Source organism: Nesterenkonia alkaliphila, from assembly GCF_009758175.1.
Classification (GTDB): Bacteria; Actinomycetota; Actinomycetes; order Actinomycetales; family Micrococcaceae; genus Nesterenkonia; species Nesterenkonia alkaliphila.
Window position 1 is genome coordinate 1 of the sequence record NZ_WRPM01000022.1, and the last position, 25,827, is coordinate 25,827.

Genomic DNA, 25,827 nt, shown 5'->3' on the forward strand with positions numbered 1-25,827 from the left:
CATAACCCTCAAATTACACGCTTGAAGGATCACCACTCATACACCACACCACCGGACTTGACCACACGCGATTCCGCTTCAAGCCTGAGCGTTCCTCAAGCACTCTCCGGTCCACCAGTTGGGACAGTGCTCGCTGAGCGGCCACCTGGTTGAGTCCCAGCCGCCGTTCGAGAAAGGCCGCGTTGATCACCGGGTGGGCCACCAGATGCGGCAGCACTTTCCAGGCTGAAGCTTGGCGTCTCAGTCCCTGCATCGCCTGAGCAGAGGCCTCCAGTTCGGCGCTCAGATCGTCGACGAGCTGGGTGCCTGAGGATGCGGCGAACAGGGCAGCCTCGGTGAAGCAGGTGACCAGGGGAGCGGCCTCGCCCTCCCGGTAGGTGGTCAGAGCCCTGTAGTAGGTGGAGGTCTGCTTCAGCAAACCTGCCGAGAGCGGAGCTGTGGTGGTCGTGACCAGTCCTCTGGCCTTCAGCAGAGCGTGCACCAGGGCGCGCCCCGTTCTTCCGTTGCCGTTTTCAAACGGGTGGATCGTCTCGAACTGAGCATGGGCCAGAGCCGCCTGCAGCAGTGTGGGCAGGTCCAACCGGTCCATGAAACGGACGAGATCCGCCATCGCGGGTCCGATGTACTTGGCTTGGGGAGCAATATGGCTGGCTCCAATGGGTGAGACCGCAGATGTCCCGACCCAGACCAGGGAGTCCCGATAACGGCCGGCGTACCGTTCAGACGCTGGCTGCTCCTCCACCAGGATCCGCTGCATCGCCAGAATTGCCTCTTGGTCTAGTTTCTCGGCCAGGTCCAATGCCGCCTCCATCGCGCGGACATTGCCCATCACGATGCGTGCATTCTGACTGGTGGTTTGCTCCAGTTCCGCAAGCGCCAGCTGCCGCGCCCCAGCGGTGAGCTGCTCAATCTGGGACGACGATGCCGACTCAGTGCGCAGCAGAATGGAGCTCATAGGTCCCAGAGTGGTGCTGGCTGGGCCCAATGACATGCGCGCATAATCATCGAACCTGCTCAGTGCAGCAGTAGCTTCCTCGATATCGGCAGCCAGGGCGGGCGGCAGGGTGAGCTCAAGATCGGCGATGCGCGCCGGGAGCGCCGATTCATAAGGTCCTGAGGCTGCGGTGAGGCGCCGCCGCCCTGTCATCCCATCACCCTGGGCGTGCCAATGGTGCCGCTCCCGCGCGGTTGGGGGAACCGAAAGTGTCAGCATGGCGCCAATCAGACTTACATTTTTAGAGATACTGTAAGTACTTGAGGCTCATAGGGTCACCTGAGCGGTTGCGGGCTGGTTCCAGCGGAAGAGCACCAGATGCCATAGGCCAGGTGCCTTCCGGGAGGGGTCGATCAGCCCGTGGGCACCCAACTCTTCCAGGCGTCGTCGTACCTTCCACGACGGCGGCTCCTGGCCCGCCGCTGCCAGTGCCGTCCATTCCGCCGCGGCGTCATCGAGGCTGATGCCGGCCTGTTCCCGGCTGCGGGCGTCCCGGAGGTCGAAGATCCGATCGGCCTGGACTGAGACCTCGATGATCTCAAGCTTTACAGCGCGATCACCCCGATGCTTGATCATGGCCGCGGCCACACCGTCGCGGGAGGAGCTGAGGTACAGCGTGGGCTGGTCAGCCCGCGAATACCGCCCCGCGCTCCGCGAACCGGCCAGGGCATACTGCCGGTGCTGCGGATCCACGGCCCGGTAGAACGTGCCCACTACGCGGTGCAGCATCTCCATCCCTGTGATCCTTCCAGATAGAGCGGACAGCCGGTTATTCGGAAAAGGCGATGCTTCCGTCGCGACGGCCCACACTGGCGAAGAGGGAGAACGCCGCGGCGGCCACCGCAGCCCAGCCCAGTCCGGTGGTCAGCAGCAGCGCTACAGGGGCCAGCAGCTCGGCGGACGGCCCGGAGGTGTGCAGTGCGCGGATCACTTCCAGCCCGTGGGTCAGCGGTACCGCCTGCACCAACAGCTGGACCCCTGCAGGCCAGGCAGTCACAGGGACGACGACGCCGCAGCCGAGCATGATGCCCAAATGCCCCACATTGCCGAGCACATTCCGCCAGCCGGGGGTACGCAGGGCTGCCGCGGCCAGGGTCAGTGCCACCGCATACATGGACAGGGACACCAGTATCAGCACCGGCACGGCCAGCACTGCGGCCCCAATGCTCCAGCCGATGCCCAGTGCCGGCCCCAGCACGAAGAGCGCCGCGGAAGCGGTGGCCACCCCGCTGGGGACCCATTGCAGCGATCTGCCGAAGAGCACCGCCCACAGGGCAGCCGGGGAGGCCAGAATCAGCGGCAGGGTGCCGGCCTTCTTCTCCCAGGTGGTGGAGGCGACTGTGAAGAAGACTTCAACTACGGTGACCATCACGGCCTGTCCGATGAACAGGAAAACCACTGCATCAGGGTCCTCCAGAAGCAGTCCGATCAGAGCGAAGAAGATCACCTGCGCCAGGATCCGGCCCAGCCAGCCGAAGGTCCAGGTGACCGGAGAGTACAGGGCGCGCATATCGGCCCAAGCCACTCTGCTGGCGGCAGTGATCACACTAAGCATGGGTCAGCCTCCCGGTTCGCTTCACACGCTGCAGAGCTCGATCGAGCAGGAGCAGGCTCAGGGCCAATCCGGCGGCGCCCAGGGCGGTGATGACCAACAGCCTCAGCCACAGCTGCTCCACCGGAGCCGGAGTGATGGCATCGCGCAACAGATCCGAGGACCAGGAGAGGAACACCATCCTGGCCGGGACCTCCACCCAGACGGGCAGCAGCGAGACCGGCACCAGCACTCCGCCGAGCACAAAGAACGGATAGCTCAGCGAGTTCTGAAAGATGCGGGCTGAGCGGGCCAGCACGAACACGCTGGACATCACGGCCGCCCAGCAGGTCATCGCACCCACGGTGACCATCACCGCGGCAGCCAGCGCCCAGGGGTGAGCCACCGGCACCGGGAACCCCGCCATCAGGCTGCCCACCAGCCACGCCTCGGCGAATCCCACGAGAGACAGTGCGGTCACTGCGGCTATCCGGCCGTAGAGCACCGCCGCGAAAGGGGCGGGGGCGGCCAGCAGCCCCTCCAAGGAGCCGTTCTCCCGCTCGAAGGAGATCAACTCACCGGCGGTCAGCAGGGCGGTGGACCACATCGCCATCAGGCCCGGGGCCAGCACCGCATAGCTGATCAGCTCGCCCCTGTCGGCGTAGAGGAACATCGAGACGAACACCATGGTCAGCAGCGGAGTGGTGATCAGTGAGAGCATCCAATCGGCGTTGCCGCGCATGTGGCGTAGCTGAGTGCGGAAGCCCGCGGCCGCAGCGGTGAGGAGCTGCATCGGCTCAGACCTCCATCCCGCCGGAGCGGGCAGCGGTGCTGCGGATCAGCCCGAAATACAGTTCCTCCAGGGACCCAGGCTGCGGGGGCTGCTCCAGGTGGGTCAGCACTCTGCCGCGGTCGATGACCGTGACAGTATCGGCCAGGGCCTCGGCCTCCTGCAGGTCATGGGTGGTCAGCAGCACGGTGCGGCCCTGGGAGCGTAGATCGGTCACCAGGGTACGGAATTCCCGGGCTGAGACCGGGTCCATGCCCACGGTGGGCTCATCCAGGATCAGCAGCTGGGGCTCGGCCACCAGTCCGCGGGCCAGGTGCAGGCGCTGCTTCATGCCCCGGCTGAAGGTCTCCACCAGCTCACCGGCTCGCTCGGCCAGGCCCAGCTGCTCCAGCAGCTGCTGGGCCCGCTGCCTTCCCGCCCTGCGCGGCAACCCATACATACTGCACCAGAACCACAAGTTCTCCTGGGCGCTCAGCCGGTCATAGAGCCCCCGGTCCCCGCCGAAGACGATGGCGATCAGCCGGCGCACGGCCGCGGCCTCCTTGACCACATCCCGGCCGAGCACCGCCGCGCGGCCAGAGCTGGGCAGCAGCACGGTGGAGGCGATGCGGCACAGCGTGGTCTTGCCCGCACCATTGGGGCCCAGCAGGGCATGGACCCCGCCGGCAGGCAGGCTCAGGCTGACTGAGTCCAGAGCAGTTCTGGGCTGCCCGCCGCGGCTGGTGAAGCAGCGGGTCAGTCCGGCGGTCCTTAGAGCCGGAGTGGGTGTTGAAGCCATACCTCTCAGTCTGAGTAGGATGACGACGCCGCCCCCTAGTCAAATATGCGTAGGTTCCCTCGGTAGGCTGGCAGGGTGAACCCCGATACCTGCCGGAAGCTGCTGGAGCAGAGCGACTCCGCCTGGCTGGCCGGAGATGTGCACGGCACCTGGGCGAGTCTGGAGGCCGCCCGAGAGGCAGCAGGCGATGCCCCTGCACTGCACGCCGAGGTCATGGCCTGGCGCTCAACGGCTCTGCTGCGGGCCGAGAAGCTCCAGCCGGCACTGGATGCCGCCCAGCAGGCCTTGGCCGGAATCACCGCTGGCGGGGATCCTGCCCACCGATTGGCAGCTGCCCACGCCCGGGTCAGCGCGGCCAGCGCAACCGGGCTGATGGCAGAGGATGAGGCAGAGCTCCGGGAGGCGATCACGGCACTGGAATCCGCCGCCGAGGACAGGGACCCCGCCACGGTCAGGGCACGAGCCCGTGCCCTGACCAATCTCATGGTCCTGCACCTGGATAAGCTGCTCGGCGCCAGACTGCACCTCAGCGAGGCGGAGGCTGAGGCCTGGTCCCGGCTCAGCTGGGCGGACACCCTGGCCGAGGAGCTCAACGCACAGACCCACGTGCTGCGCCTGGCGGTGGACCTGGCCTTCAGCACGGGCCAGTGGGAGCGGGGTTGGCGCTATGCCCTCAGCCCCGCAGTGGAGCGGCTTGCCCGGAATGAGCAGGTGGCGCTGCGCTGCAAGGCGGCGCTGCTGGCCTGGGAGCGCGGAGATCTGCCCGGCGCTCGCAGCCTCGGCCAGCAGGCCCTGGGGCTCACCGCTGCGGTGAGCGTACATTGGGTGCGTCTCTACGGTTACTTAGGCGGGGTGATCGCCGCGGCCGCAGGGGCGGGCTCTCTGTCCACGGCACTGGAGGCCTACCGCGGTGCGGTGCCCTTGGAGGCCCATGCCACGCGCCGGAACCGGGCGGCGGCGGCCAGCAGAGTGGCACTTGACGCGGGAACGCCAGCAGATCAGGTCCGGAGCTTCTTCGAGCGGACCATCCAGGCCCACCCGGGGGACGTCTCTACACACCACAATCTTGCCGAGGTGGAGATTCTGCTACGGGATGCCGAAGGCAGGCCGTTCGACCCGGAACTGCTGAAAGTGGCTCAGCAATTCCCCAATCCGCCCTATCTGCGGGCACGGTTCCACCTGGCGGCTGCCCGCTCCCTGCACCGAACCGGCCGGAGGCTCTCCGCTCTCATTGAGCTACAGCATGCTCGCTACGCCCTGCGGTCCTGGCCCGGCAGAGTTCTTCAGCATGTGGAGAGGGCGGCAGCCGGCGTCGTCGTTCCTTTTCCTGTGACCCCGGCGCAGCAGAGAGTGCTTGACCTGCTGGTTGAAGGGTGGGGCAACCGGGACATCGCAGCGGCCCTGCAGCTGAGCGAACGCACCGTGGCGGTGCATACCGCGGCCATGCTGCGCAGTGCCGGGGTCGGGTCCCGGACCGAGCTGGTCGCCCAGGAGGTGGCCCGCCGGATCAGCCGGCACTGAGCTCAGCGGCCTGGTCCCTAAGGCAGTCCAGCGCGGCGGTCACCAGAGGGTCTGAACCGCTGGAGCAGCGGATATGCGCCACGATCCGCCGCCGCACCTGCGGACTGTGAATGGGCCGCACCGCCACATCGCGGGGCAGGTCGGCCAGCGCGAGCTGAGGAAGGATCGTCACACCCAGACCGGCGGCGATCAAGCTCAGTGCTGCGTGGTGGTCATCCAGGCGTGCGCTGTAGGCCGGGGTGAAACCTGCCGCCTGGCAGCCCGCAAGGATGATCCTGCCGGTGGGGCTGTCATAGATGTCGTGGTCCACCCACGGTTCCCCGGCCAGCTGGCCCAGCGCTACGGCAGACTCTGCACAGAGGCGGTGATCGCGCGGCAGCACGGCGGCAAACTCGTCCAGCCCCAACCCCTGGCGCTGATAGCCGTCCAGGGATTCAGGTGACTCATCAAGGGACTCATTGCGGATGTCCAGATCCGCGGGCCGGCGGCCCCGCCCGCTGTGCGGCTCGTTGAGGCTCACCTCCACTGTGACTGCCGGATCCAGCTGCCGAACCCTGCGCACGACCTCCGGGATCCACTCCTTGGCCACTGAGGAGAAGCAGGCGATGGCCAGATGCCGGCTGCGGCGGCTGCGCAGATCCTCCACCGCCCGGTCCAGCCGCCCGAGCTCAGCCAATGCCGCGCCGGACTGCTCGGCCAGAGCCAGCCCCGCAGAGGTGGGGCGGATGCCCCGGCCGTCCCGCTCAAAGAGCTGCAGCCCGGTCTCCCGGCCCAGCGCAGCAAGGTGCTGGCTCACCGTGGCGGGAGAGTAGTGCAGGTTCCGGGCGGCGGCCTGCACGGACCCGGCAGCGATCACTGCCTGGAAGACCCGGAGGCGCTGCGGGCTGAGCATCCTGCCATTATCAGTCAATACCGAACAATTCGCCAGAATTCATTGCTTGTCCCATCCTGAATGGGATTGCAGGATGGAGTGGTGACCCTCAGCACCTACCTGGCCTTCCTCGGCGTCGCCGTGATTCTGGCGGTGACTCCCGGGCCGGACACTCTGCTCTCGCTGCGCTACGCCCTGGTCTCCCGGCGGGCCGGGGCATTCGCCGCTGCGGGCTCCTCCTCAGCGATGTTCGTCTGGGCCGCTCTGGCCGCGCTGGGACTGGCCGCCCTGTTCGAGGCCTCGGACATCGCCTACTACCTGGTCAGCCTGCTGGGCGGCTGCTATCTGCTCTGGCTGGGGGCCCGCACCTCGCTCACCGCCCGTGGCCGCTTCCGCAACGCTGGGGTGATCGCAGCCGCCGGCCTGCAGGAAGCGGCACCGGTGAAGACCAGCACGACGACGCCCAGGACGGCCTATTTTGCCGGGGTCGCCACCTGTATGACCAACCCCAAAGTGGGTCTGTTCTTCCTCGCGCTCTTCCCGCAGTTCACCCCCACCGGCACCAGTCCGCTGTTCGCGATCGCGGTGCTGGGCGGAACCGTCGTGGCCACCGTCTACGCCTATCTCATCGGCATCGTGCTGCTGGTCGACGCCGCCAACCGCTGGCTCTCCAACCCTCGGGTCACCGGCTGGATCGAACTGGTCAGCGGCCTGACCCTAGTGGGGCTGGGCCTGTACATGCTGGTCACCGGAGGCCTGGGGTTACTGCCCTAACCCGTAGGATGGACGGGTGACTCCAGAAGAACTCTCCTCCGTTGTGAACACCACTCTCGCCGAGGCCGTGGCCGCCGGCGACGTCGTCCTCGATACCCTCCCCGACGAGGTGCGAGTGGAGCGGCCCAAGAGCCGCGAACACGGAGACTGGGCCACCAATATTGCGCTGCAGCTGGCCAAGCCAGCCAGGATGAACCCCCGCCAGCTTGCCGAGATCCTGGCCACCAGACTCAGCGAGCACGCCGGGATCAGCGCAGTGGACATCGCCGGCCCCGGGTTCATCAACATCACCCTTGACGCCGCCGCAGCAGGACAACTGGCCCAGACCATCGTGGAGGCCGGGGACAGCTACGGGCACAACACCGCCCTGAGCGGGCACACCGTGAACCTGGAATACGTCTCGGCCAACCCCACCGGCCCCCTGCATATGGGCCACACCCGGTGGGCGGCCGTAGGCGATGCCATCGCCCGGGTGCTGCGTGCCTCCGGTGCCGCCGTGACCGCCGAGTACTACATCAACGACGCCGGCAACCAGATGAACGTCTTTGCCGCCTCCGTACTGGCCGCCATCCACGGTGAGCCCACCCCGGAGGGCGGTTACCCTGGCGAGTACATCCAGGAGCTGGCCCGGCAGGTGGTCACCGAACGCCCTGAGGTCAAAGACCTGCCCCGGCAGGAGGCCCTGCCGGTGGTGCGGGAGCTGGCCTACACCGCGCAGATGGCTCAGATCCGCAAGACCCTGGCCGCCTTCCACATCACCTTTGACGTCTACTTCTCCGAGAAGTCCCTGCACGATGCCGGCAAGATCGAGGAGGCGGTCTCCACCCTGCGCGCCCAGGGGCATGTCTATGACCACGAGGGCGCGGTATTCCTGCGCACCACAGACTTCGGCGATGACAAGGACCGGGTGCTGATCAAGGCAGACGGTGAACCCACCTACTTCGCCGCGGATGCCGCCTACTACCTGAGCAAGCGGGACCGCGGCTTCGAAGAGAAGATCTACCTGCTCGGCGCCGACCACCACGGCTACATCGGGCGGCTGAAGGCCATTGCCGCCTGTGCCGGGGACGCCCCGGAGAGGAACATTGAGATCCTCATCGGTCAGTTGATCAGCGTCAAGGGTGCCAGGCTCTCCAAACGCGCTGGAAACATGATTCTGCTCGAGGACCTCATCGAATGGCTGGGCGCCGATGCGCTGCGCTACACCCTGGCCCGCTCTCCAGCAGACTCACCCCTGGATGTGGACCCGGACCTGCTGCAGTCCAAGACCAACGACAACCCGGTGTTCTACGTCCAGTACGCACATGCCCGGGCCTGCAATGCCGCCCGCAATGCCGAGGCCCATGGCGTGGGCCACACCGCACCCGATGGGACATCAGGGTTCGACGCCGCCCTGCTCAGTCATGAGCGGGAGGAGGAGCTGTTGGCCCACCTCGCCAAGTTCCCCAATACGGTGGCCCGGGCCGCCCAGCTGCGCGAACCGCACCGGGTGGCCCGTTATCTGGAGGACCTGGCCGCGGCCTACCACGCCTGGTATGCCAAGTGCCGGATCGCCCCCAGCGTGCATGAGGACGGCACTGTGGAGGAGGTCACCGACCTCAACCGCAGCCGGCTGTGGCTGAACTCCGCCACCGTCCAGGTGCTGCGCAACGGCCTGGCCCTGCTCGGGGTCACCGCACCAGAGAAGATGTGAGAGGCAAAGCTGTGAGCATGACACCAGAACAGACGCCGCCACCTCACCCTCTTGCCCCTGAGTGGCTCACCCCGCGGCAGAGCACCGAAGACCTAGAGGCCAAACTGCTCCCCAGTGACGCCTCACGCACCGAACAGGGGGAGCTCACCCTGGGCGGTGTGCCGGTCAGTGAGCTGGCCGCGACCTACGGCACCCCGCTCTATGTGGTCTCCGAGGACGACTTCCGGGCCCGCGCCCGCGGGTTCGTAACGGCCTTTAGCCAGGCCTTCGCCCCGGAGACTGAAGTGGACGTCTTCTATGCCGGCAAAGCCTTCCTCACCACCCATGCCGCCCGCTGGGCAACAGAGGAGGGCCTGAACATCGATACCGCTTCCGGCGGCGAACTCTCCATCGCCCTGGCTGCCGGAGTGGAGCCGAGCCGGATCGGACTGCACGGGAACAATAAGTCCGATGCCGAGATCACCCGCGCCGTGGAATTGGGCCTGGGCCGGATCATCGCCGACTCCCTGGAGGAAATTAGCCGCATCTCCACTATTGCCGGCCGGCTTAACCGCACCGCCAATGTGATGCTGCGCCTGACCCCCGGAGTCCACGCCTCCACCCACGAATACATCGCCACCGCCCATGAGGACCAGAAGTTCGGGCTCTCGGTGACCCCAGTGCCGGGCACTCAGACCGCAGACCCCAACCCCTACCTGGGCTCCCCGGCCTGGAGCGCAGTGGAGCAGGCCCTGGCCGCCCCGGGGGTGGAGCTGATCGGTCTGCACTGCCACATCGGCTCACAGATCTTCGAACCCACCGGATTCGAACTCGCCGCCCAGAAGCTGATCGGGTTCCTGGCGCGAGTTGAGGCCGCCAGTGGCGCGGTGCTGCCTGAACTGGATCTGGGCGGCGGGCACGGCATCGCCTATACCGAGGCTGATCACCCCCGCCAGCCTGAGGAGATCGCCCAGGCGCTGGCGGCTGCCGTCCGGGCAGCCTGCGCCGAGCAGGGCATCAGCATTCCGCGGATCAGCATCGAACCCGGGCGCAGCATTGCCGGACCTGCCGGAGTCACCCTCTACAGCGCCGGCACCACCAAGGATGTGGTGGTCCAGGACGGCATCACCCGCCGCTATATCGCAGTGGACGGCGGGATGGGGGACAATGCTCGGCCGGTGCTCTATGACGCCGACTATTCCGCAGTGCTCGGCTCCCGGAAGGTCACCGGAGAGCACATTCTGTCTCGCATCGTGGGAAAGCACTGCGAGTCCGGTGACATCGTGGTCAGAAACGTATACTTGCCAGCGGCCGTCACCAGGGGGGACATCCTTGCTGTGCCGGCCACCGGGGCGTACTGCCACTCGCTGTCCAGCAACTACAACTACCTCACCCGGCCCGCTGTGGTCGCGGTGAAGCAGGGTCAGGCTCAGGTGCTTATCCGCCGGGAGACCGAAGAGATGATGCTGGCCCGCGACACTGGCTTCGCCCCCGACTGACCAGCTAACGGCGTCGCCCCCGGCGCCGAGCACTCCACTGAAGAGGTGACCATGACCCAGCTCCCCACGCCGTCTCAGTCCATATCCGGTGAGATGATCACCATCGGCTTGCTGGGCGCCGGGAACGTGGGCGCCCAGGTGGCCCGGACCCTGGTGGAGGACCGAGAGCTGATCTCAGCCAGAGTCGGCGCCCCGGTGCGTCTGGCCGGAGTCGCGGTGCGCGACCCCGAGACCCCGCGTGACTGGAAGGTCCCGGGCGAACTGCTCACCACTGACGCCGAGGCGCTGGTGGACAGTGTGGACCTGGTCATCGAACTGATCGGGGGCATGGAGCCCGCCGGTGCCCTGATCGAACGTGCACTGGCCCGCGGCGCGGCAGTGGTCACCGGCAATAAGGCATTGCTCGCCAGCCGCGGTGCAGAGCTCAACGCCCTTGCCGCTCATTCCGGCGGGCTGCTGCGCTATGAGGCCTCGGTCGGCGGGGCCATTCCCATCCTGCGGCCCATCGAGGAATCGCTTTCCGGGGACCGGATCACCAAGGTGATGGGCATCGTCAACGGCACCACCAACTACATCCTGGACCAGATGGACACCACCGGGGCGGCCTTCGGCGATGCCCTGGCAGAGGCCCAGAAGCTCGGCTACGCCGAGGCGGACCCCACTGCCGATGTGGCAGGGCATGATGCCGCCGCCAAGGCCGCCATCTTGGGCACTCTGGCCTTCCACGCCCCCTTCAGCTTCGACGACGTCTACTGTGAAGGCATCACCGAGGTCAGCGCCGATGACATTGAAGCTGCGGCGGCCTCAGGCTATGTGATCAAGCTGCTGGCCATCGCCGAGAAGCACTCAGCGGGCCAAGCACCCGGAGTGGTGCTGCGGGTGCACCCCACCCTGCTGCCGCGCACCCATCCGCTGGCCAGCGTCCGTGGCGCATTCAATGCGGTGTTCGTGGTGGCGGAGAATGCCGGTGAGCTGATGTTCTACGGGCAGGGCGCAGGCGGCAAGCCCACCTCAAGCGCCATTATGGGAGACGTGGTGGCCGTGGCCCGAACTGTGCTGATGAAGAAGGGGACCGGCACATCAGTGCCCGATGCCCCCAGCATCTCCGGTGAGGCGGGCCTGCCGGCACTGCCCATTGAGAAGGCCACCACCCAGTACTACATCGACATGGAGGTAGCCGACCGCGAAGGCGTGATCGCCGGGATCGCCCGGGTGCTGGCCGATCACCACGTCTCCATCGAATCCATGCGTCAGCCCGGTTCGGTGACCGTAGAGGGTGAAGTGGAGGACAGTGACAATGGGGCCAGAGTCCAAATCGTCACTCACCTGGCCAGTGAGAAGAACCTCAGCGAAACCGTGCAGGCGCTGCGCGGGCTGGACGTGGTCAAGACTGTGAACTCGGTGCTGCGCGTCGAGGTGGAGAAGTAGGGGAGCAGAAAAGATGGCACACCAGTGGCGCGGGGTCATCCGCGAATACTCCGACCGGCTCCCCGTCAAAGAGGAGGACCGGATCATCACCCTGGGCGAGGGCGGCACCCCGCTGATCCACGCCCCGGCCCTCTCAGACCTGGTCCAGGGTGAGGTCTATCTGAAGGTCGAGGGGATGAACCCCACCGGCTCCTTCAAAGACCGGGGCATGACCATGGCGATCACTGCAGCGGTGGCCCAGGGAGCCAAAGCAGTGGTCTGCGCCTCCACCGGAAACACCTCCGCCTCGGCCGCCGCCTATGCCACCCAAGCCGGGCTGACCTGCGCCGTGCTGATCCCGGCCGGGAAGATTGCCATGGGAAAACTGTCCCAGGCCGTGGCCCACGGTGCCGAGATCATCCAGATCGACGGCAACTTCGACGGTTGCCTGGAGGTGGCCCGCAAGCTGGCTGAGAACTATCCGGTGTTCCTGGTGAACTCGGTGAACCCCTCGCGCATCGAAGGGCAGAAGACCGCCGCCTTCGAGGTGGTGGACTTCCTGGGGGAGGCCCCCGACTATCACCTGCTGCCGGTGGGCAACGCCGGCAATATCACCGCCTACTGGAAGGGCTACCAGGAGTACTCCCAGCCCTGGACCAACCAGCACACCGGGGCAACCGTGGAACCGGTTGCCACCAGGACGCCGGTGATGTGGGGCTTCCAGGCCGCCGGGGCGGCGCCGATCGTGGCCGGTCACCCAGTGACCGAGCCGGAGACGGTGGCTACGGCCATCCGGATCGGTAACCCTGCCTCCTGGGAGCAGGCCGAGGCCGCACGGGACACCTCCGGAGGCGTGATCGAGGCGGTCACCGATGAGCAGATCCTCTCCGCCCACCGCTGGCTCTCCGCTAAGGAGGGTGTCTTCGTGGAACCCGCCTCCGCCTCGGGGGTGGCCGGGCTGCTCAAGAAGCACGCTGCAGGTGAGGTCCCGGCCGGCAAACGATGGGTCATCACCGTCACCGGCCACGGGCTGAAGGACCCCGACTGGGCGATCAACAACCCCGAGGTGGTCTCCGGCGGCACCGACTACGCCGCACCCACCCAAGTGCCTCAGGATGTGGCAACTGTGGCCCGCACCCTGGGACTGTGAACCGGAAGATGTCAGCTCATCCGGGAAAACTGGGCCAGGGTCTGGCCCCCGATGCTGCAGCCGGCGCCCCGGTCAGCCAGCAGCTGCGCGAACCGCTCCGCGACCCGCTGAGCTTCCGGCTGTCGGTGCCGGCCACCAGCGCCAACCTAGGCCCCGGCTACGACTCGCTGGGCCTGGCGCTGGAATGGCGGGATGAGATCAAGGTGACAGCCAGCCCCCGCGCCGAGCCGGCCGCCCCAGAGGTGAGCGTCCGGGTGCACGGTGAAGGCGCGGCCGAGCTGCCCACCGATGCCTCACACCTGGTGGTCACCGCCGTGCAGCGTATCCTGGCCGCCAAGGGCTATTGGCTCCCCGACCTTCAGGTCCATGCGCACAATACGATCCCGCACTCCCGCGGACTGGGCTCCTCGGCGGCAGCCATAGCCACTGCTGTGCTCACCGCCGGCCAGCTGCTGCCCGGCGGGCTCAGCGCAGAGGAGCAGCTGCAGATCGGCGCGCGGATCGAAGGCCACCCGGACAACTACGTCCCAGCGCTGCGCGGCTCGGTAGCCATCTCCTGGCAGGCCGCTGAGACCCCACAACCGGTGTTCCGGACTGCGCCTCTGAGCCCCCACCCGGAACTGACCTGTGTGCTGGCTGTGCCCAGCTTTATGCAGTCCACCCAGGCGGCCCGCGATCTGCTGCCGGTCACCGTGGCGCATCAGCAGGCGGCCAGAAACAGCTCCCGGGCCGCACTACTGGTCCACGCCATCACCACTGAACCCGCCCTGCTGCTCGATGCCACCGAGGACTACCTCCACCAGGAGTACCGGCGGGCAGCCTTCCCGCAGTCCATGGCGCTGGTGGACCAGCTGCGCGCAGCGAACTATGCCGCAGTGATCTCCGGCGCCGGCCCCGCCGTACTGGTGCTGACCGAGGCCAGCCGGGCGGCGTCCTGCGTTGAACTGGTGGGCACCATCGCAGACTCCGCCGGTGGTGCGGACACGTTTGCGGCCAGAAGTCTGCCAATAGCGCGCACAGGTGCTACAGTGGAGGTACTGCAGTGATCGACGTATCACTGAGTAGCTTTCGCGCAGTTCGCGCTCTCCCAGATGGGCTGATCATCAGAACCGCACCCCGTGCGTAGCCCATACTGTGTGTCTTTACCTGCACGCACAGGGAATCTTCAGCCGTAAGTGTGCGCGAAAGCCTGACATGGAAACCGTTGGCTGCATCTGAACGCAGCCTGCCCGACGAGGGAGAAGGAAACCTTCGTGACAGAAATCACCACTGCGGACACCCCGCAGGATGTGAAGAACACCACTGACTCCAATGGCACCGGCGGCGGTCTGGCCGGTCTCAAACTGGCCCAGCTGAAGGCGCTGGCCTCCCAGCTCGGCATCGCCGGCTCCTCCCGGATGCGCAAATCCGACCTGGTGGAGGCGATCTCCGCCCATCAGCGCGGCGGAGCGGTCGCCGACCGGGGCAGCAAGAAGTCCGAGCCCGCTGCCGGTGAGGAGGCACCCAAGGCCGAGCGCAACGGCCGCGCCAAGCAGAAGACCAAGGACCAGAATGCGCAGGAGCAGAAGGCGCAGGACCAGTCCGAGCCTTCAGCTGCCGAGCAGGAGACCAATGACGACGACGCCGCCCCGGCAGACCGTGACCAGAAGCCCGAACAGGGCGCCGGCCGCGGCCGCAACCGGCGCGGGCGCAATGACCGGAACCGCAATGAGGATCCGCAGAAGCAGCAGGGCGGTGACAACCAGGCCGCCTCCCCGGAGAAGAAGTCCGAGGAGACCCAGTCCCAGCGTGAGGACCGCGGGGAGAACTCCGGTCAGGACCGCCAGGACCGTCAGGGCGGGCGCCATGAGGATCACAGCGATCAGGGCGGCAACCGTCAGGACCAGGATGACCGCGGAGACAACCGCGAGGACCGGCGCAACCGGCGGCGGAACCGCAATGACCGCAACCGCAACCGCCGCGACCGCAATGACCGCAACCGTGGCCCCGAGTTCGACGACGAGCAGGTCACCGATGATGACCAGCTGATCCCGATCGCCGGCATCCTGGATGTGCTGGACAACTACGCCTTTGTGCGCACCTCCGGCTACCTGCCCGGCCAGAACGATGTCTATGTCTCCCTGCAGCAGGTCAAGAAGAACAACCTGCGCAAGGGTGATGTGGTCACCGGCTTCATCAAGGCCCCGAATGAGAACCAGAAGCAGAACAAGCGGCAGAAGTTCGCCGCCCTGGTCAAAGTGGAGAAGGTCAACGGCCGCCCCGTGGAGGCCAATACCGACCGGGTCGAGTTCAATAAGCTCACCCCGCTCTATCCCCAGGAGCGGCTGCGCCTGGAGGGCGATCCCAAGAACCTCGCCCCCCGCGTGATCGATCTGGTGGCCCCCATCGGTAAGGGGCAGCGCGGTCTCATCGTCTCCCCGCCCAAGGCCGGTAAGACGATGATCCTGCAGTCCCTGGCACAGGCCATCAAGACCAATAACCCCGAGGTGCACCTGATGATGGTGCTGGTCGATGAGCGCCCTGAGGAAGTCACCGATATGCAGCGCACCGTCGATGGTGAGGTCATTGCCTCCACCTTCGACCGGCCTGCCGATGACCACACCACAGTGGCCGAGCTGGCCATCGAGCGCGCTAAGCGTCTGGTGGAGCTGGGCAAGGATGTTGTGGTTCTGCTGGATTCGATGACCCGCCTGGGCCGCGCCTACAACACGGCAGCCCCGGCCTCCGGGCGTATCCTCTCCGGTGGTGTGGACGCCAATGCGCTCTACCCGCCCAAGCGGTTCTTCGGTGCTGCCCGCAATATCGAGAACGGCGGTTCGCTGACCATCCTTGCCACCGCCCTGGTGGAGACCGGGTCCAAGATGGACGAGGTCATCTTCGAGGAGTTCAAGGGCACCGGCAATATGGAGCTGCGGCTCTCCCGGCGTCTGGCCGATAAGCGGATCTTCCCGGCGATCAGCGTCTCGGAGTCCTCCACCCGGCGCGAGGAGAACCTGCTCTCCGGTGATGAGGTTCAGATCATGTGGAAGCTGCGCCGCGTGCTCTCGGGCCTGGAGCAGGAGCAGGGTCTTGACCTGCTGCTGAAGAAGATCAAGGAGACCGGCTCCAATGCTGAGTTCCTGCTGCTGACCCAGAAGACCACTCTGGGCGGCAACGGCGATAAGTAGCGTGCTGAGACAGACCCCGTCCGTGCCCTCCACCGGGCACCGGCGGGGTCTTTTCAGATCACCTGGCCGCCGCGTCGTCGTACTGGACTGAGGAACCCCCATAAATGACTGAGATCAATCCCCGCATGTTTGACTCCGTGGGCACTCTGCTGGCAGAGCACAAGGAGCTGCAGATCAAGCTCGCCGAGCCCGAGACCCATGCCGATCAGGCGCTGGCCCGCAAGCTCGGCCGCCGCTACGCCCAGCTCAACGGGGTGGTGGAGGCCCACAGCCGGTGGACCCAGCTGCAGGACGATCTGGAGACCGCCCAGGAGTTCGCCGCCGATGATGCCGAGCTGGCCGCCGAGGTGCCTCGGCTGCAGGCGGAGCTCGAGGAGGCCTCCGAGAAGCTGCTGCGGATGCTCATCCCGCGGGATGAGAACGACGCCCGCAACGCCATCCTTGAGATCAAGGGCGGTGCCGGCGGCGATGAGGCGGCCCTCTTCGCCGGGGACCTGCTGCGGATGTATACCCGCTATGCCGAGTCCAAGGGTTGGAAGACTGAGATCATCTCTTCGACCCCTTCAGACTTAGGCGGCTACAAAGACGTTCAGATGGCGGTGAAGGCCAATACCACCGATCCGGCTGAGGGTGTCTATGCGCATCTGAAGTTTGAGGGCGGGGTGCACCGCGTTCAGCGCGTCCCGGAGACGGAGTCCCAGGGCCGTATCCACACCTCTGCCGCCGGGGTGCTGGTGCTGCCGGAGGTGGATGAGCCGGAGGAGATCGAGATCGCCCAGAACGATCTCAAGATCGATGTCTACCGTTCCTCCGGTCCGGGAGGGCAGTCGGTGAACACCACTGACTCCGCGGTACGGATCACCCACCTGCCCACCGGCATCGTGGTGGCCATGCAGAACGAGAAGTCCCAGCTGCAGAACAAGGAGGCCGCCATGCGGGTGCTGCGCTCCCGGCTGCTGGCCCACCAGCAGGAGCAGCTGGACGCCGAATCGGCGCAGGTGCGCAAGTCCCAGGTGCGCACTATGGACCGCTCAGAGCGCATCCGCACCTACAACTTCCCGGAGAACCGCATCGCCGACCACCGCACGGGGTATAAGGCATACAACCTGGACGCGGTGATCAACGGTGATCTGGAAGCGGTGGTCCAGTCCTGCATCCAGCTCGATGAGCAGGAGCGGCTGGCCGCCCTCTCTGATACTGATGACTGAACTGGACCAGCTGCTGCGCCGAGCAGCGGCAGCGCTGGCCGAGGCTCAGGTGCCCAGCCCCCAGGCCGATGCTGAGCTGCTGGTCGGCCATGTCCTGGGCATCAGCAGGGGAGAGGTCCAGGCGGCCGTCATTGCGCAGCGGCAGATCCAGCACGACGCCGCCGAACGGCTCACTGCCCTGGTCGCCGAGCGTGCCCGCCGCATTCCGCTGCAGCATCTCACCGGCCGTGCACCCTTCCGCAGCCTGGAGCTGCGGGTGGGCCCCGGGGTATTCATCCCGCGACCGGAGACCGAGACCATCGTGGAGCTGGTGCTGCAGCGGCTGGGTAAGCTGGCCTCCGGCGGCACCGCCCAGCCCCGGGTGGTGGACCTAGGCACCGGATCCGGGGCCATCGCGGCCTCCTTGGCTGCTGAGTTTCCACAGGCCGAGGTCCATGCCGTGGAGGTCTCCGCAGCGGCCGCGGCCTGGGCTGAGCAGAACTTCGAGAGCCTCCCGGCGGGCGCAGCCGGGATCACCCTGCACCGCTGCGACCTGAGAGACTTCACTGAGGCCGGATTCGACGTCGTAGTGTCGAATCCGCCGTATATACCGCCCGGTATGGTGCCGGCCGAGGCGGAGGTCCGGGAGCATGATCCCGAAATCGCCCTCTACGGCGGGGGAGCGGACGGGCTTCAGCTTCCCCGGGCAGTCATCGAGACCGCCAAACGCATCCTCAAACCCGGAGGCTGGTTCATTCTGGAGCACGCTGAGGTGCAGGCCGAGGCTCTCAGTGAGCTCTGCGCAGCTGACCCGGAGCTGGAAGCGGTCAGCACGCACCAGGACCTCACCGGCCGGGACCGTGCCACCAGCGCAGTCGTGAAAGAATACAGCGCGTGAGTCAGACGATCGATGTGACCAACCCCCAGCAGCGCGAGTCCGGAATCGAGTCCGCCGCCGCAGCCGTCCGGCGCGGCGAGCCGGTGGTCCTGCCCACCGATACCGTCTACGGGATCGGGGCCGATGCCTTCAGCCCGCAGGCGGTGGCCGTGCTGCTGGCCGCCAAAGGCCGCAACCGCTCGATGCCACCTCCGGTGCTGATCGGCCGGGCCGAGGTGATGGATGCGCTGGCTGACGAGATCCCAGACTCCGCCCGCAGGCTGGCGGAGACCTTCTGGCCCGGCGGGCTGACCATCATCCTGCGCGCCCAGCCCTCCCTGGCCTGGGACCTCGGAGAGACCCGTGGCACAGTGGCGCTGCGGATGCCCGCCGATGAGATCGCGCTGGATCTGCTCAGTGCCGTAGGCCCGATGGCGGTCTCCAGTGCCAACCGCACCGGTATGCCCGCAGCCACCACCGCGGTCCAGGCACGCGAAATGCTCGCCGAGGCGGTCGCTGTCTATCTCGAAGGCGGAGAGCGCAGCGCCCAGCAGGCCTCCACGATCGTGGACTGCACCGCAGAGCCGCCCCGAGTGGTGCGTCTAGGCGCGGTGCCGCTGCATGAGCTGCAGGCAGTGGTCCCCGGCACGCTTGGGCTGGAGCCCCCTGAATGATCTACTTCCTGATGGTGCTCACAGTCTCGGCGGTGGTCACCTATCTGCTGACCCCGCCGGTGCGCAGGCTCTCCCTGCGGCTGGGCATCTACACCGGCATCCGCTCCCGTGACATCCACACCGAGGTGAAGCCGCGCTGGGGCGGTGTGGCCATCTACCTGGGGCTGATCGCCGGGATCGCGGTTTCCGCGCTGATCCCGCTGTTCGCCGGGATCTTTGCTGATATCACCCAGGTGCTCGGGGTGCTGCTGGCGATGACGCTGATCGTGATCACCGGAATGGCCGATGACGCCTGGGACATCCACTGGCTGATCAAGCTGGTAGCGCAGATCGGCTCAGGGTTGATCCTGGTGCTGCACGGCATTCAGCTCGAAGTCATGCCGGTGGGCTGGCTCGGCGTGGGCGGACCCGTGCTGCAGAGCATGCTCACCGTGTTCCTGGTGGTGCTGACCATCAACGCGTTCAACTTCATCGACGGGCTGGATGGATTGGCCGCAGGAGTTGCCGCGATCGGTGGAGCAGCCTTCTTCATCTACACCTACCTGCTGACGCTGTCCATCCGGGAGTTCGAGCCCTCCCATCTGGCCACGCTGCTGATGGCGGTGCTGGTGGGCGCCTGCCTGGGCTTCCTGCCGCATAACTTCCACCCCTCCAAACTCATCATGGGCGACACCGGGGCGATGCTGCTGGGATTTGTCATGGCCGCCGGTGCACTGATCGCCACCAGCTCCCTGGAGCTGCACCAGGAGCAGTTCCGGTTCCGGAACATCCCGGCCTATATGCCGGTGCTGCTGCCCCTGGCGGTGATGGTGCTGCCGGTGCTGGATCTGGTGCTCGCAGTGATTCGCCGTACGATCCGTGGGCAGAGCCCGTTCAGCCCGGACCGGGGCCACCTGCACCACAAGCTGCTGGATTCCGGCTACTCGCACCCCCAGGCTGTGCTGCTGCTCTACCTCTGGGCCGCTGTGATCGCCTTCGGCTCGATCTCCTTCAACTTTCTGCCCTGGTGGCTGGTCGGCTCAGCTATGGCGGTGACCCTGGCAGTGGCCACAGTGCTCACCCTGGGACCCTGGCTGCGCCGGCGCGCCCAGCGCGTCAACGCCCGTGCCGCTGGGCGCACCGCAGGCAGGAGCAGCGGATGACCACCGGATGGCGCAGAGTGCTTATGACGACGACGGCTGCCGGCCTGATCTGCCTGGCCGCCAGCACTGCCCTGGCCGCCCTGGTGAGCGGGGCAGCAGCGGCTGCCTCAGCTGCCGCCGCCGGGGGCCTCGTCGTCGTCCTCTCCTTCCTGTCCCTGGGGCTGATCGACTGGGCGGAGCGGCACCGGCCCCAGCTGGCCATCCCGCTGTTCATGATCGGGTTCGCGCTCAAACTGGCCGTGTTGGCCATGGTGCTGCCGGCAGTGCGGGTGGGGGACTGGCTCGACGGTGCCTGGGCACTGGGCGCCGGCACCGCCGTGCTGCTGGTCTGGCAGGTGGCCGAAGTGATGAGCTTCGCGAAGATGCGGCTGGCCGTCTCCGCGCCGGAATGAGCCGATGGGGGAAATTTCTACCGTCTGTAGTAGTGTTGTCTCAGCACGGATCACGTGCTGCAATCCGCTGTCTAAGCTTTGGTAGGCTTAGCGCGGGCTGCGGCAGGTAATCTCTGCGCCGACTTCCCTCGCCCGAAGCCGAGATCAGCATGTCTCGATCTTTCGACGACCGATGAGAGGACCAGCGTTGTCATCGCTTGCCCTGAGTGCCGCCGAAGAGGACGGCTTCCAGCCGCCTACTATCAGTGAAACCCACCTCCCGGAGATCTTCCCGTGGATGGCCGAATGGGGCACTGGCTTCGGCAAAAACATGCTGATGGCGATCCTGGCCGTCCTGCTCATCTGGTGGCTCTTCAGCGCCGGAATCCGCAAGCAGGCCCTGGTGCCCGGACGCGGACAGTTCCTGGCCGAGGGCGCCTACGCCTTCGTGCGCAACACCATCGGCCGTGACATCCTCGGGGATAAGCACTTCAAGCCCTGGATCCCGTTGCTGTTCACCGTGTTCTTCTTTGTGCTGTTCAACAACCTGTTCGGCGCGATCCCCGGGCTGCAGATGCCCACCTTCAGCCACGCCGGCCCGGCCTACGCCATGGCCGCCCTGGTCTGGATCACCTGGGTGGTACTGGGCTTCAAGCTGCACGGCGCGAAGTTCATGAAGCTGATGACTGTGCCCTCGGGAGTCCCCAAGCCGCTGCTGATCATCCTGACCCCGCTGGAGTTCCTCTCCAACTTCGTGATCCGCCCGCTGACCCACAGCCTGCGTCTGATGGCAGTGATGCTGGCCGGCCACATCATCGTGATGCTCTGCGGCTCCGGCGCCGAGTTCCTGATCACCCAGCAGGAGGGCGTGCTCAACACCGGGCTCGGTATTGCGATCCTGCTCGGCTCCGTTCCGCTGTACTTCCTGGAGCTGATCATGATGGTGCTGCAGGCCTTCGTCTTTGCCCTGCTGACCGCCATCTACATCCAAGGCTCCATAGAAGCCGACGCGCACTGACCACTTTGACCACCTGACCCCTAAGTTCCCGTACGAGTTCCCGGTGAAAGCCACCGGGAGCGAGACAAGAAAGAGAGAAACACATGGACGGCTCCCTGAACATGCTCGGTATGGGCATCGCCGGACTCGGCGCTGCCATCGCCATCGGCCTGGTCTTCGCTGCCTACCTCAACGGTGTGGCCCGCCAGCCCGAGGCTCAGCGCGTGCTGCAGCCGATCGCGCTGCTCGGCTTCGCTCTGGCTGAGGCTGTGTTCATTCTGGCCATCGTCTTCGCCTTCGTGCTCTAGCCCCACGGGCCCAGAGCACAGCTGAGCTGCCGGGGACCCCGGCAGCCGAAGAAGACCACTAGATCCGAGAAAAGATGGGTGAACACATGATCAGCACAGCACTGGTCCAGGCAGCGGAGTATGAGGATGCCAATCCGCTGTTCCCCAATATGTGGGAATTCGCTGTGGCCGGCATCGGGTTCCTGGTGCTGCTCTTCATCGTCATCAAATGGATTGCTCCGAAGTTCGAGGAGACATACCAGAACCGCATTGAGGCGATCGAGGGCGGCATCAACCAGGCCGAGGAGGCCAAGGCTGAGGCCGCTGCGCTGAAGGCGGAGTACGAGAAGCAGCTCTCCGACTCCCGCACCGAGGCCGCTGCCCTGCGCGAGGAAGCTCGTGCTGAGGCCGCACAGATCGTGGCCGAGGCCCAGGAGAAGGCCGCTGCCGAGGGCGCCCGCATCCGCGAGCAGGCCCACGCGCAGATCGAGGCCGACCGCGCCGCCGCAGCTGCCCAGCTGAAGGCTGACGTCGGGTCCCTGGCCACTGAGCTGGCATCGAAGATCGTCGGCGAGGCGCTCAACGACGATGCCCGCTCCCAGCGGGTGGTCGACCGGTTCCTGGCAGATCTCGACGCTGAGCAGCAGACCCAGGGGGCAGCACAGTAATGGCAGTCCAGTTCAGCGGGTCCAGCGCCTCCAGCGAATCCTTCGCCTCGCTGCAGAGCGACCTGGCGGAGACTCTGGCCTCCGCCGAGCTCGCGGTCGCCGATGAGCTGTTCAGCGCGCTGGACGTCATCGACAGCTCCGCGGCGCTACGCCGTTCGCTGACAGATCCGGCGCTGGAGCCGGCCGCCCGCACCGGGGTGGTCGCCTCGCTCTTCGGCGCCAAGGCCCAGCCCAGCACTGTGCGCATCCTGGAAGCAGTGGTCTCCCGGCGCTGGGGTGCTGAGCGCGATCTCGGTGACGCGGTGGAGGCCCTGGCCGTCTCCGTGGTGGCCGCCAAGGCTGAGCGGGACGGCCTGCAGGGGCTTGAAGCCCTGGAGTCCGCTCTGTTGAGCTTCCGCCGCACGGTTGCTGACTCCCATGAGCTGCAGCGCGCGCTCACCGAGCAGCAGGCTCCGGCCGAGGCCAAGCAGAAGCTGGCCGCGGCACTGAGCCCGCAGGTCTCAGCAGAGGCCCGGCTGCTCATCGACCGGGCCGTCACCGCCCCGCGCGGGCTGCGGCCCTCAGCACTGATCGAACGCTTCGCCGAGCAGATCGCAGCCCGGCAGCAGCGTTGGATCGCTCAGGTGACCGTGGCAAAGAACCTGGACAGCTCCTACCTGGAGAAGCTCTCTGCCAGCCTGGACAAGTACTTTGGCAGAGAACTGAAGCTGGACGTCGTCGTCGATCCCACAGTGGTCGGCGGCATCAGAGTTCAGGTGGGCGATGAGGTGGTCGACAGCACCGTCTCCTCCCGGCTGAACAGCCTGAGCCGAAAGATTTCCCGCTAGCGCCCAGCGCTGGCCCAAGAACACCAACTGAACCGTACGGCCGTCGCAGACGGCCGCTGAATACAGGAGAGCAGGGAGAAGCAGATGGCCGATCTGACCATCAACGCCGACGACGTTCGCAATGCCTTGAACGAGTTTGCGGCGTCCTACGACCCGGGAAGCGCTGAGCGCACCGAGGTCGGTCGCGTAATCTCCGCGGCCGACGGCATCGCACGAGTCGAGGGACTTCCCTCGGCCATGTCGAACGAGCTGCTGCGCTTTGAGGACGGCACACTGGGACTCGCCCAGAACCTCGACACCCGTGAAATCGGCGTGGTCATCCTCGGCGAGTTCTCCGGCATCGAAGAGGGACAGGAAGTCACCCGTACCGGAGAGATCCTCTCCGTGCCGGTGGGTGATAAGTTCCTGGGCCGCGTAGTGGACCCGCTGGGTACCCCCATCGACGGCCTTGGCGAGATCGAGGCAGAGTCCCGCCGCGCCCTGGAGCTGCAGGCTCCCGGCGTGACCCAGCGGAAATCGGTGCATGAGCCGCTGCAGACCGGCATCAAGGCAATCGACGCCATGATCCCGATCGGCCGCGGCCAGCGCCAGCTGATCATCGGGGACCGCCAGACCGGCAAGACCGCCATCGCCATCGACACCATCCTGAACCAGAAGGACAACTGGGAGACCGGCGATGTGAACAAGCAGGTCCGCTGCGTCTACGTGGCTGTGGGCCAGAAGGCCTCCACCATCGCCGCAGTGCGCCAGACCCTCGCTGAGCAGGGCGCGCTCGAGTACACCACCATCGTGGCCGCCCCGGCCTCCGACCCCTCCGGCTTCAAGTACCTGGCACCCTTCGCCGGCTCCGCCATCGGCCAGCACTGGATGTACGGCGGCAAGCACGTGCTCATCGTGTTTGATGATCTCTCCAAGCAGGCTGAGGCCTACCGTGCGATCTCGCTGCTGCTGCGCCGCCCGCCGGGACGTGAAGCATTCCCCGGCGATGTGTTCTACCTGCACTCCCGCCTGCTGGAGCGCTGCGCCAAGCTCTCTGATGAGCTCGGCGCCGGTTCGATGACCGGCTTCCCGATCATCGAGACCAAGGCCAACGATGTGGGTGCCTTCATCCCCACCAACGTCATCTCCATCACTGACGGCCAGATCTTCCTGCAGTCTGATCTGTTCAACGCCAACCAGCGCCCCGCGGTTGACGTGGGCATCTCGGTCTCCCGAGTCGGCGGCGCCGCACAGACCAAGGCTATGAAGAAGGTCTCCGGAACCCTGAAGCTGGACCTGGCCCAGTACCGGGACATGCAGGCCTTCGCCATGTTCGCCTCGGACCTGGACCCGGCCACCCGTGCCCAGCTGACCCGTGGTGAGGTACAGACCGAGCTGCTCAAGCAGCCCCAGTACACCCCTTATCCGGTGGAGGAGCAGGTCGTGTCTATCTGGGCCGGCTCGCAGGGCCACCTGGACGATGTCGATGTCAGCGACGTCAAGCGGTTCGAGGCCGAGTGGATCGACTACCTCAAGCGCAAGACCGATGTGCTGACCAACATCGCCGCCAGCGGCAAGCTGGAGGATGACACGGTTCAGGCGCTGAAGTCCGGCATCAAGGACTTCAAGGCCCAGTTCCAAGCAGGGGCCGGCGAGTCCCTGGTCGGCACTGAGGAAGCCATCGCCATGGACGCTGCCGAGATTCAGCAGGAAGAGCTCAAGGCCTGATCGCCGCCAGAGTCCAGCTGAACCTCTGACCTAAGGAAGGAATCGCATGGGAGCCCAGATCCGGGTCTATCGCGACAAGATCCGATCGACATCGTCGATGAAGAAGATCTTCAAAGCGATGGAACTGATCGCCACCGCACGGGTGGGCAAGGCGCGTTCGCGTGCCCAGGCCTCCACGCCCTACGCCGAGGCCATCACACGCGCCGTGGCAGCCGTGGCCGCTCAGAACGATATCGACCACGTGCTCACTGAGAAGGTGGCCGAGCCCAAGCGTGCCGCGGTGCTGGTCATGGCCTCCGACCGTGGCCTGGCAGGGGCTTACTCCACCAATGTGATCAAGAAGTCGGAGTCGCTGCTGGCGACTCTGAGGGAACAGGGTGTGGAGGCACGCCCCTATCTCTACGGCCGCAAGGCACAGGCCTTCTACGATTTCCGGTCCCGCGAGTATGACCAGGTCTGGACCGGCAATACGGACAACCCCGATGTGACTGTCGGCCGGGAGATCGGCAAGGCACTGGTGGACCGGTTCGTGCAGCCCACCGAAGAGGGCGGGGTGGACGAGATCTACCTGGTCTACACGGAGTTCCAGTCCATGGTCACCCAGGAGCCGGTGGTCAAGCGCCTGCTCCCGCTGGCCGTGGTCGAGGATGAGACCACTGTGCACCCGCTCTACGAGTTTGAGCCCTCCCCGGAGGAGGTGCTGGACGAGCTGCTGCCTAAGTACATCGAGTCCCGCATCTTCTCAGCCATGCTGGAGGCCTCGGCCTCTGAGCTGGCTGCCCGCCAGAAGGCCATGAAGTCCGCCGGCGACAACGCCAACGACCTCATCCTGAAGTACACCCTGCTGCGCAACAACGCGCGCCAGGCCGAGATCACCCAGGAGCTCTCCGAGCTCATCGCCGGTGCCGACGCGCTGGCGTCGTCGTAATTGAAAGT

At 66.3% G+C, this 25,827-nt stretch carries 25 protein-coding genes; 19 read left to right on the forward strand and 6 right to left on the reverse strand.

Annotation, left to right across the window (positions count from 1 at the left end):
* Window positions 1–13 precede the first annotated feature (13 nt).
* The 5 genes from GNZ21_RS02920 to GNZ21_RS02940 form a co-directional block, all read right to left on the reverse strand.
* Window positions 14–1,147 carry a Fic family protein gene (locus tag GNZ21_RS02920; RefSeq protein WP_229659574.1) on the reverse strand — a complete coding sequence of 378 codons (1,134 nt, stop codon included), beginning with the start codon at window positions 1,145–1,147 and terminating at the stop codon, window positions 14–16.
* 114 nt (window positions 1,148–1,261) lie between these two features.
* Window positions 1,262–1,729: an RES family NAD+ phosphorylase gene (locus tag GNZ21_RS02925; protein WP_157321187.1), complete on the reverse strand. Its 468-nt coding sequence runs from the start codon at window positions 1,727–1,729 to the stop codon at window positions 1,262–1,264.
* 34 nt (window positions 1,730–1,763) lie between these two features.
* A complete protein-coding gene (locus GNZ21_RS02930) occupies window positions 1,764–2,549 on the reverse strand; it encodes an ABC transporter permease (RefSeq protein ID WP_157321189.1) in 786 nt (261 codons plus the stop codon).
* The gene (locus GNZ21_RS02935; RefSeq protein WP_157321190.1) at window positions 2,542–3,318 is read right to left on the reverse strand and encodes an ABC transporter permease; all 777 of its coding nucleotides are present in this window, start codon (window positions 3,316–3,318) and stop codon (window positions 2,542–2,544) included. Before GNZ21_RS02935 ends, GNZ21_RS02930 begins: the two co-directional genes overlap by 8 nt.
* A 4-nt stretch (window positions 3,319–3,322) precedes the next feature.
* Window positions 3,323–4,093: an ABC transporter ATP-binding protein gene (locus GNZ21_RS02940; RefSeq protein ID WP_157321192.1), complete on the reverse strand. Its 771-nt coding sequence runs from the start codon at window positions 4,091–4,093 to the stop codon at window positions 3,323–3,325.
* Window positions 4,094–4,168: 75 nt separating this feature from the next.
* Here GNZ21_RS02940 and GNZ21_RS02945 point away from each other — a divergent pair, with 75 nt between their 5' ends.
* Window positions 4,169–5,614 (forward strand): helix-turn-helix transcriptional regulator, encoded by a 1,446-nt coding sequence (locus tag GNZ21_RS02945; protein WP_157321194.1) that lies wholly within the window; start codon window positions 4,169–4,171, stop codon window positions 5,612–5,614.
* On the opposite strand, the gene GNZ21_RS02950 is transcribed toward GNZ21_RS02945, so the two are convergent.
* Window positions 5,601–6,506 carry a LysR family transcriptional regulator gene (locus GNZ21_RS02950; RefSeq protein ID WP_157321195.1) on the reverse strand — a complete coding sequence of 302 codons (906 nt, stop codon included), beginning with the start codon at window positions 6,504–6,506 and terminating at the stop codon, window positions 5,601–5,603. The genes GNZ21_RS02945 and GNZ21_RS02950 overlap by 14 nt on opposite strands.
* A gap of 81 nt (window positions 6,507–6,587) precedes the next feature.
* Between GNZ21_RS02950 and GNZ21_RS02955 the strand changes: the two genes are divergently transcribed.
* The 18 genes from GNZ21_RS02955 (at window position 6,588) to GNZ21_RS03040 (ending at window position 25,819) form a co-directional block, all read left to right on the forward strand.
* Complete coding sequence (locus GNZ21_RS02955) at window positions 6,588–7,259, forward strand: LysE family translocator (protein WP_157321197.1); 672 nt, start codon at window positions 6,588–6,590, stop codon at window positions 7,257–7,259.
* 16 nt (window positions 7,260–7,275) lie between these two features.
* Window positions 7,276–8,952, forward strand: a complete 1,677-nt coding sequence (gene argS, locus GNZ21_RS02960) for an arginine--tRNA ligase (protein WP_188503762.1) — start codon at window positions 7,276–7,278, stop codon at window positions 8,950–8,952.
* A gap of 17 nt (window positions 8,953–8,969) precedes the next feature.
* Window positions 8,970–10,430 (forward strand): diaminopimelate decarboxylase, encoded by a 1,461-nt coding sequence (gene lysA, locus GNZ21_RS02965; protein WP_157321199.1) that lies wholly within the window; start codon window positions 8,970–8,972, stop codon window positions 10,428–10,430.
* 51 nt (window positions 10,431–10,481) lie between these two features.
* A complete protein-coding gene (locus GNZ21_RS02970) occupies window positions 10,482–11,858 on the forward strand; it encodes a homoserine dehydrogenase (RefSeq protein ID WP_157321200.1) in 1,377 nt (458 codons plus the stop codon).
* 13 nt (window positions 11,859–11,871) lie between these two features.
* On the forward strand, window positions 11,872–12,987 hold the full coding sequence (gene thrC / locus GNZ21_RS02975; RefSeq protein WP_157321202.1) for a threonine synthase: 1,116 nt from the start codon (window positions 11,872–11,874) through the stop codon (window positions 12,985–12,987).
* Window positions 12,984–14,033, forward strand: coding sequence for a homoserine kinase (gene thrB, locus GNZ21_RS02980; protein WP_157321204.1), 1,050 nt, complete (start codon window positions 12,984–12,986; stop codon window positions 14,031–14,033). The genes thrC and thrB overlap by 4 nt, the downstream gene beginning before the upstream one ends.
* Before the next feature lie 207 nt (window positions 14,034–14,240).
* Window positions 14,241–16,154 (forward strand): transcription termination factor Rho, encoded by a 1,914-nt coding sequence (gene rho, locus GNZ21_RS02985; protein WP_373868457.1) that lies wholly within the window; start codon window positions 14,241–14,243, stop codon window positions 16,152–16,154.
* Between the two features lie 125 nt (window positions 16,155–16,279).
* The gene (gene prfA / locus GNZ21_RS02990; protein ID WP_157321261.1) at window positions 16,280–17,362 is read left to right on the forward strand and encodes a peptide chain release factor 1; all 1,083 of its coding nucleotides are present in this window, start codon (window positions 16,280–16,282) and stop codon (window positions 17,360–17,362) included.
* Complete coding sequence (gene prmC, locus GNZ21_RS02995) at window positions 17,355–18,239, forward strand: peptide chain release factor N(5)-glutamine methyltransferase (protein ID WP_157321205.1); 885 nt, start codon at window positions 17,355–17,357, stop codon at window positions 18,237–18,239. Before prfA ends, prmC begins: the two co-directional genes overlap by 8 nt.
* Complete coding sequence (locus GNZ21_RS03000) at window positions 18,236–18,892, forward strand: L-threonylcarbamoyladenylate synthase (protein ID WP_188503761.1); 657 nt, start codon at window positions 18,236–18,238, stop codon at window positions 18,890–18,892. The genes prmC and GNZ21_RS03000 overlap by 4 nt, the downstream gene beginning before the upstream one ends.
* Entirely contained in the window at window positions 18,889–20,034 is a 1,146-nt protein-coding gene (locus GNZ21_RS03005; RefSeq protein WP_157321207.1) for an MraY family glycosyltransferase, read from the forward strand. Before GNZ21_RS03000 ends, GNZ21_RS03005 begins: the two co-directional genes overlap by 4 nt.
* The gene (locus tag GNZ21_RS03010) at window positions 20,031–20,426 is read left to right on the forward strand and encodes a hypothetical protein (RefSeq protein ID WP_157321208.1); all 396 of its coding nucleotides are present in this window, start codon (window positions 20,031–20,033) and stop codon (window positions 20,424–20,426) included. The genes GNZ21_RS03005 and GNZ21_RS03010 overlap by 4 nt, the downstream gene beginning before the upstream one ends.
* A gap of 187 nt (window positions 20,427–20,613) precedes the next feature.
* Window positions 20,614–21,423 carry a F0F1 ATP synthase subunit A gene (atpB, locus tag GNZ21_RS03015; protein ID WP_373868456.1) on the forward strand — a complete coding sequence of 270 codons (810 nt, stop codon included), beginning with the start codon at window positions 20,614–20,616 and terminating at the stop codon, window positions 21,421–21,423.
* 83 nt (window positions 21,424–21,506) lie between these two features.
* Window positions 21,507–21,710, forward strand: coding sequence for an ATP synthase F0 subunit C (locus GNZ21_RS03020; protein ID WP_150460167.1), 204 nt, complete (start codon window positions 21,507–21,509; stop codon window positions 21,708–21,710).
* A gap of 86 nt (window positions 21,711–21,796) precedes the next feature.
* Window positions 21,797–22,357 (forward strand): F0F1 ATP synthase subunit B, encoded by a 561-nt coding sequence (locus GNZ21_RS03025; RefSeq protein ID WP_157321211.1) that lies wholly within the window; start codon window positions 21,797–21,799, stop codon window positions 22,355–22,357.
* Complete coding sequence (locus GNZ21_RS03030; protein WP_157321213.1) at window positions 22,357–23,184, forward strand: F0F1 ATP synthase subunit delta; 828 nt, start codon at window positions 22,357–22,359, stop codon at window positions 23,182–23,184. Before GNZ21_RS03025 ends, GNZ21_RS03030 begins: the two co-directional genes overlap by 1 nt.
* Window positions 23,185–23,268: 84 nt before the next feature.
* A complete protein-coding gene (gene atpA, locus GNZ21_RS03035; RefSeq protein ID WP_157321215.1) occupies window positions 23,269–24,891 on the forward strand; it encodes a F0F1 ATP synthase subunit alpha in 1,623 nt (540 codons plus the stop codon).
* Window positions 24,892–24,937: 46 nt separating this feature from the next.
* Window positions 24,938–25,819 (forward strand): F0F1 ATP synthase subunit gamma, encoded by an 882-nt coding sequence (locus GNZ21_RS03040; protein ID WP_157321216.1) that lies wholly within the window; start codon window positions 24,938–24,940, stop codon window positions 25,817–25,819.
* The last annotated feature ends 8 nt before the right edge of the window (window positions 25,820–25,827 follow it).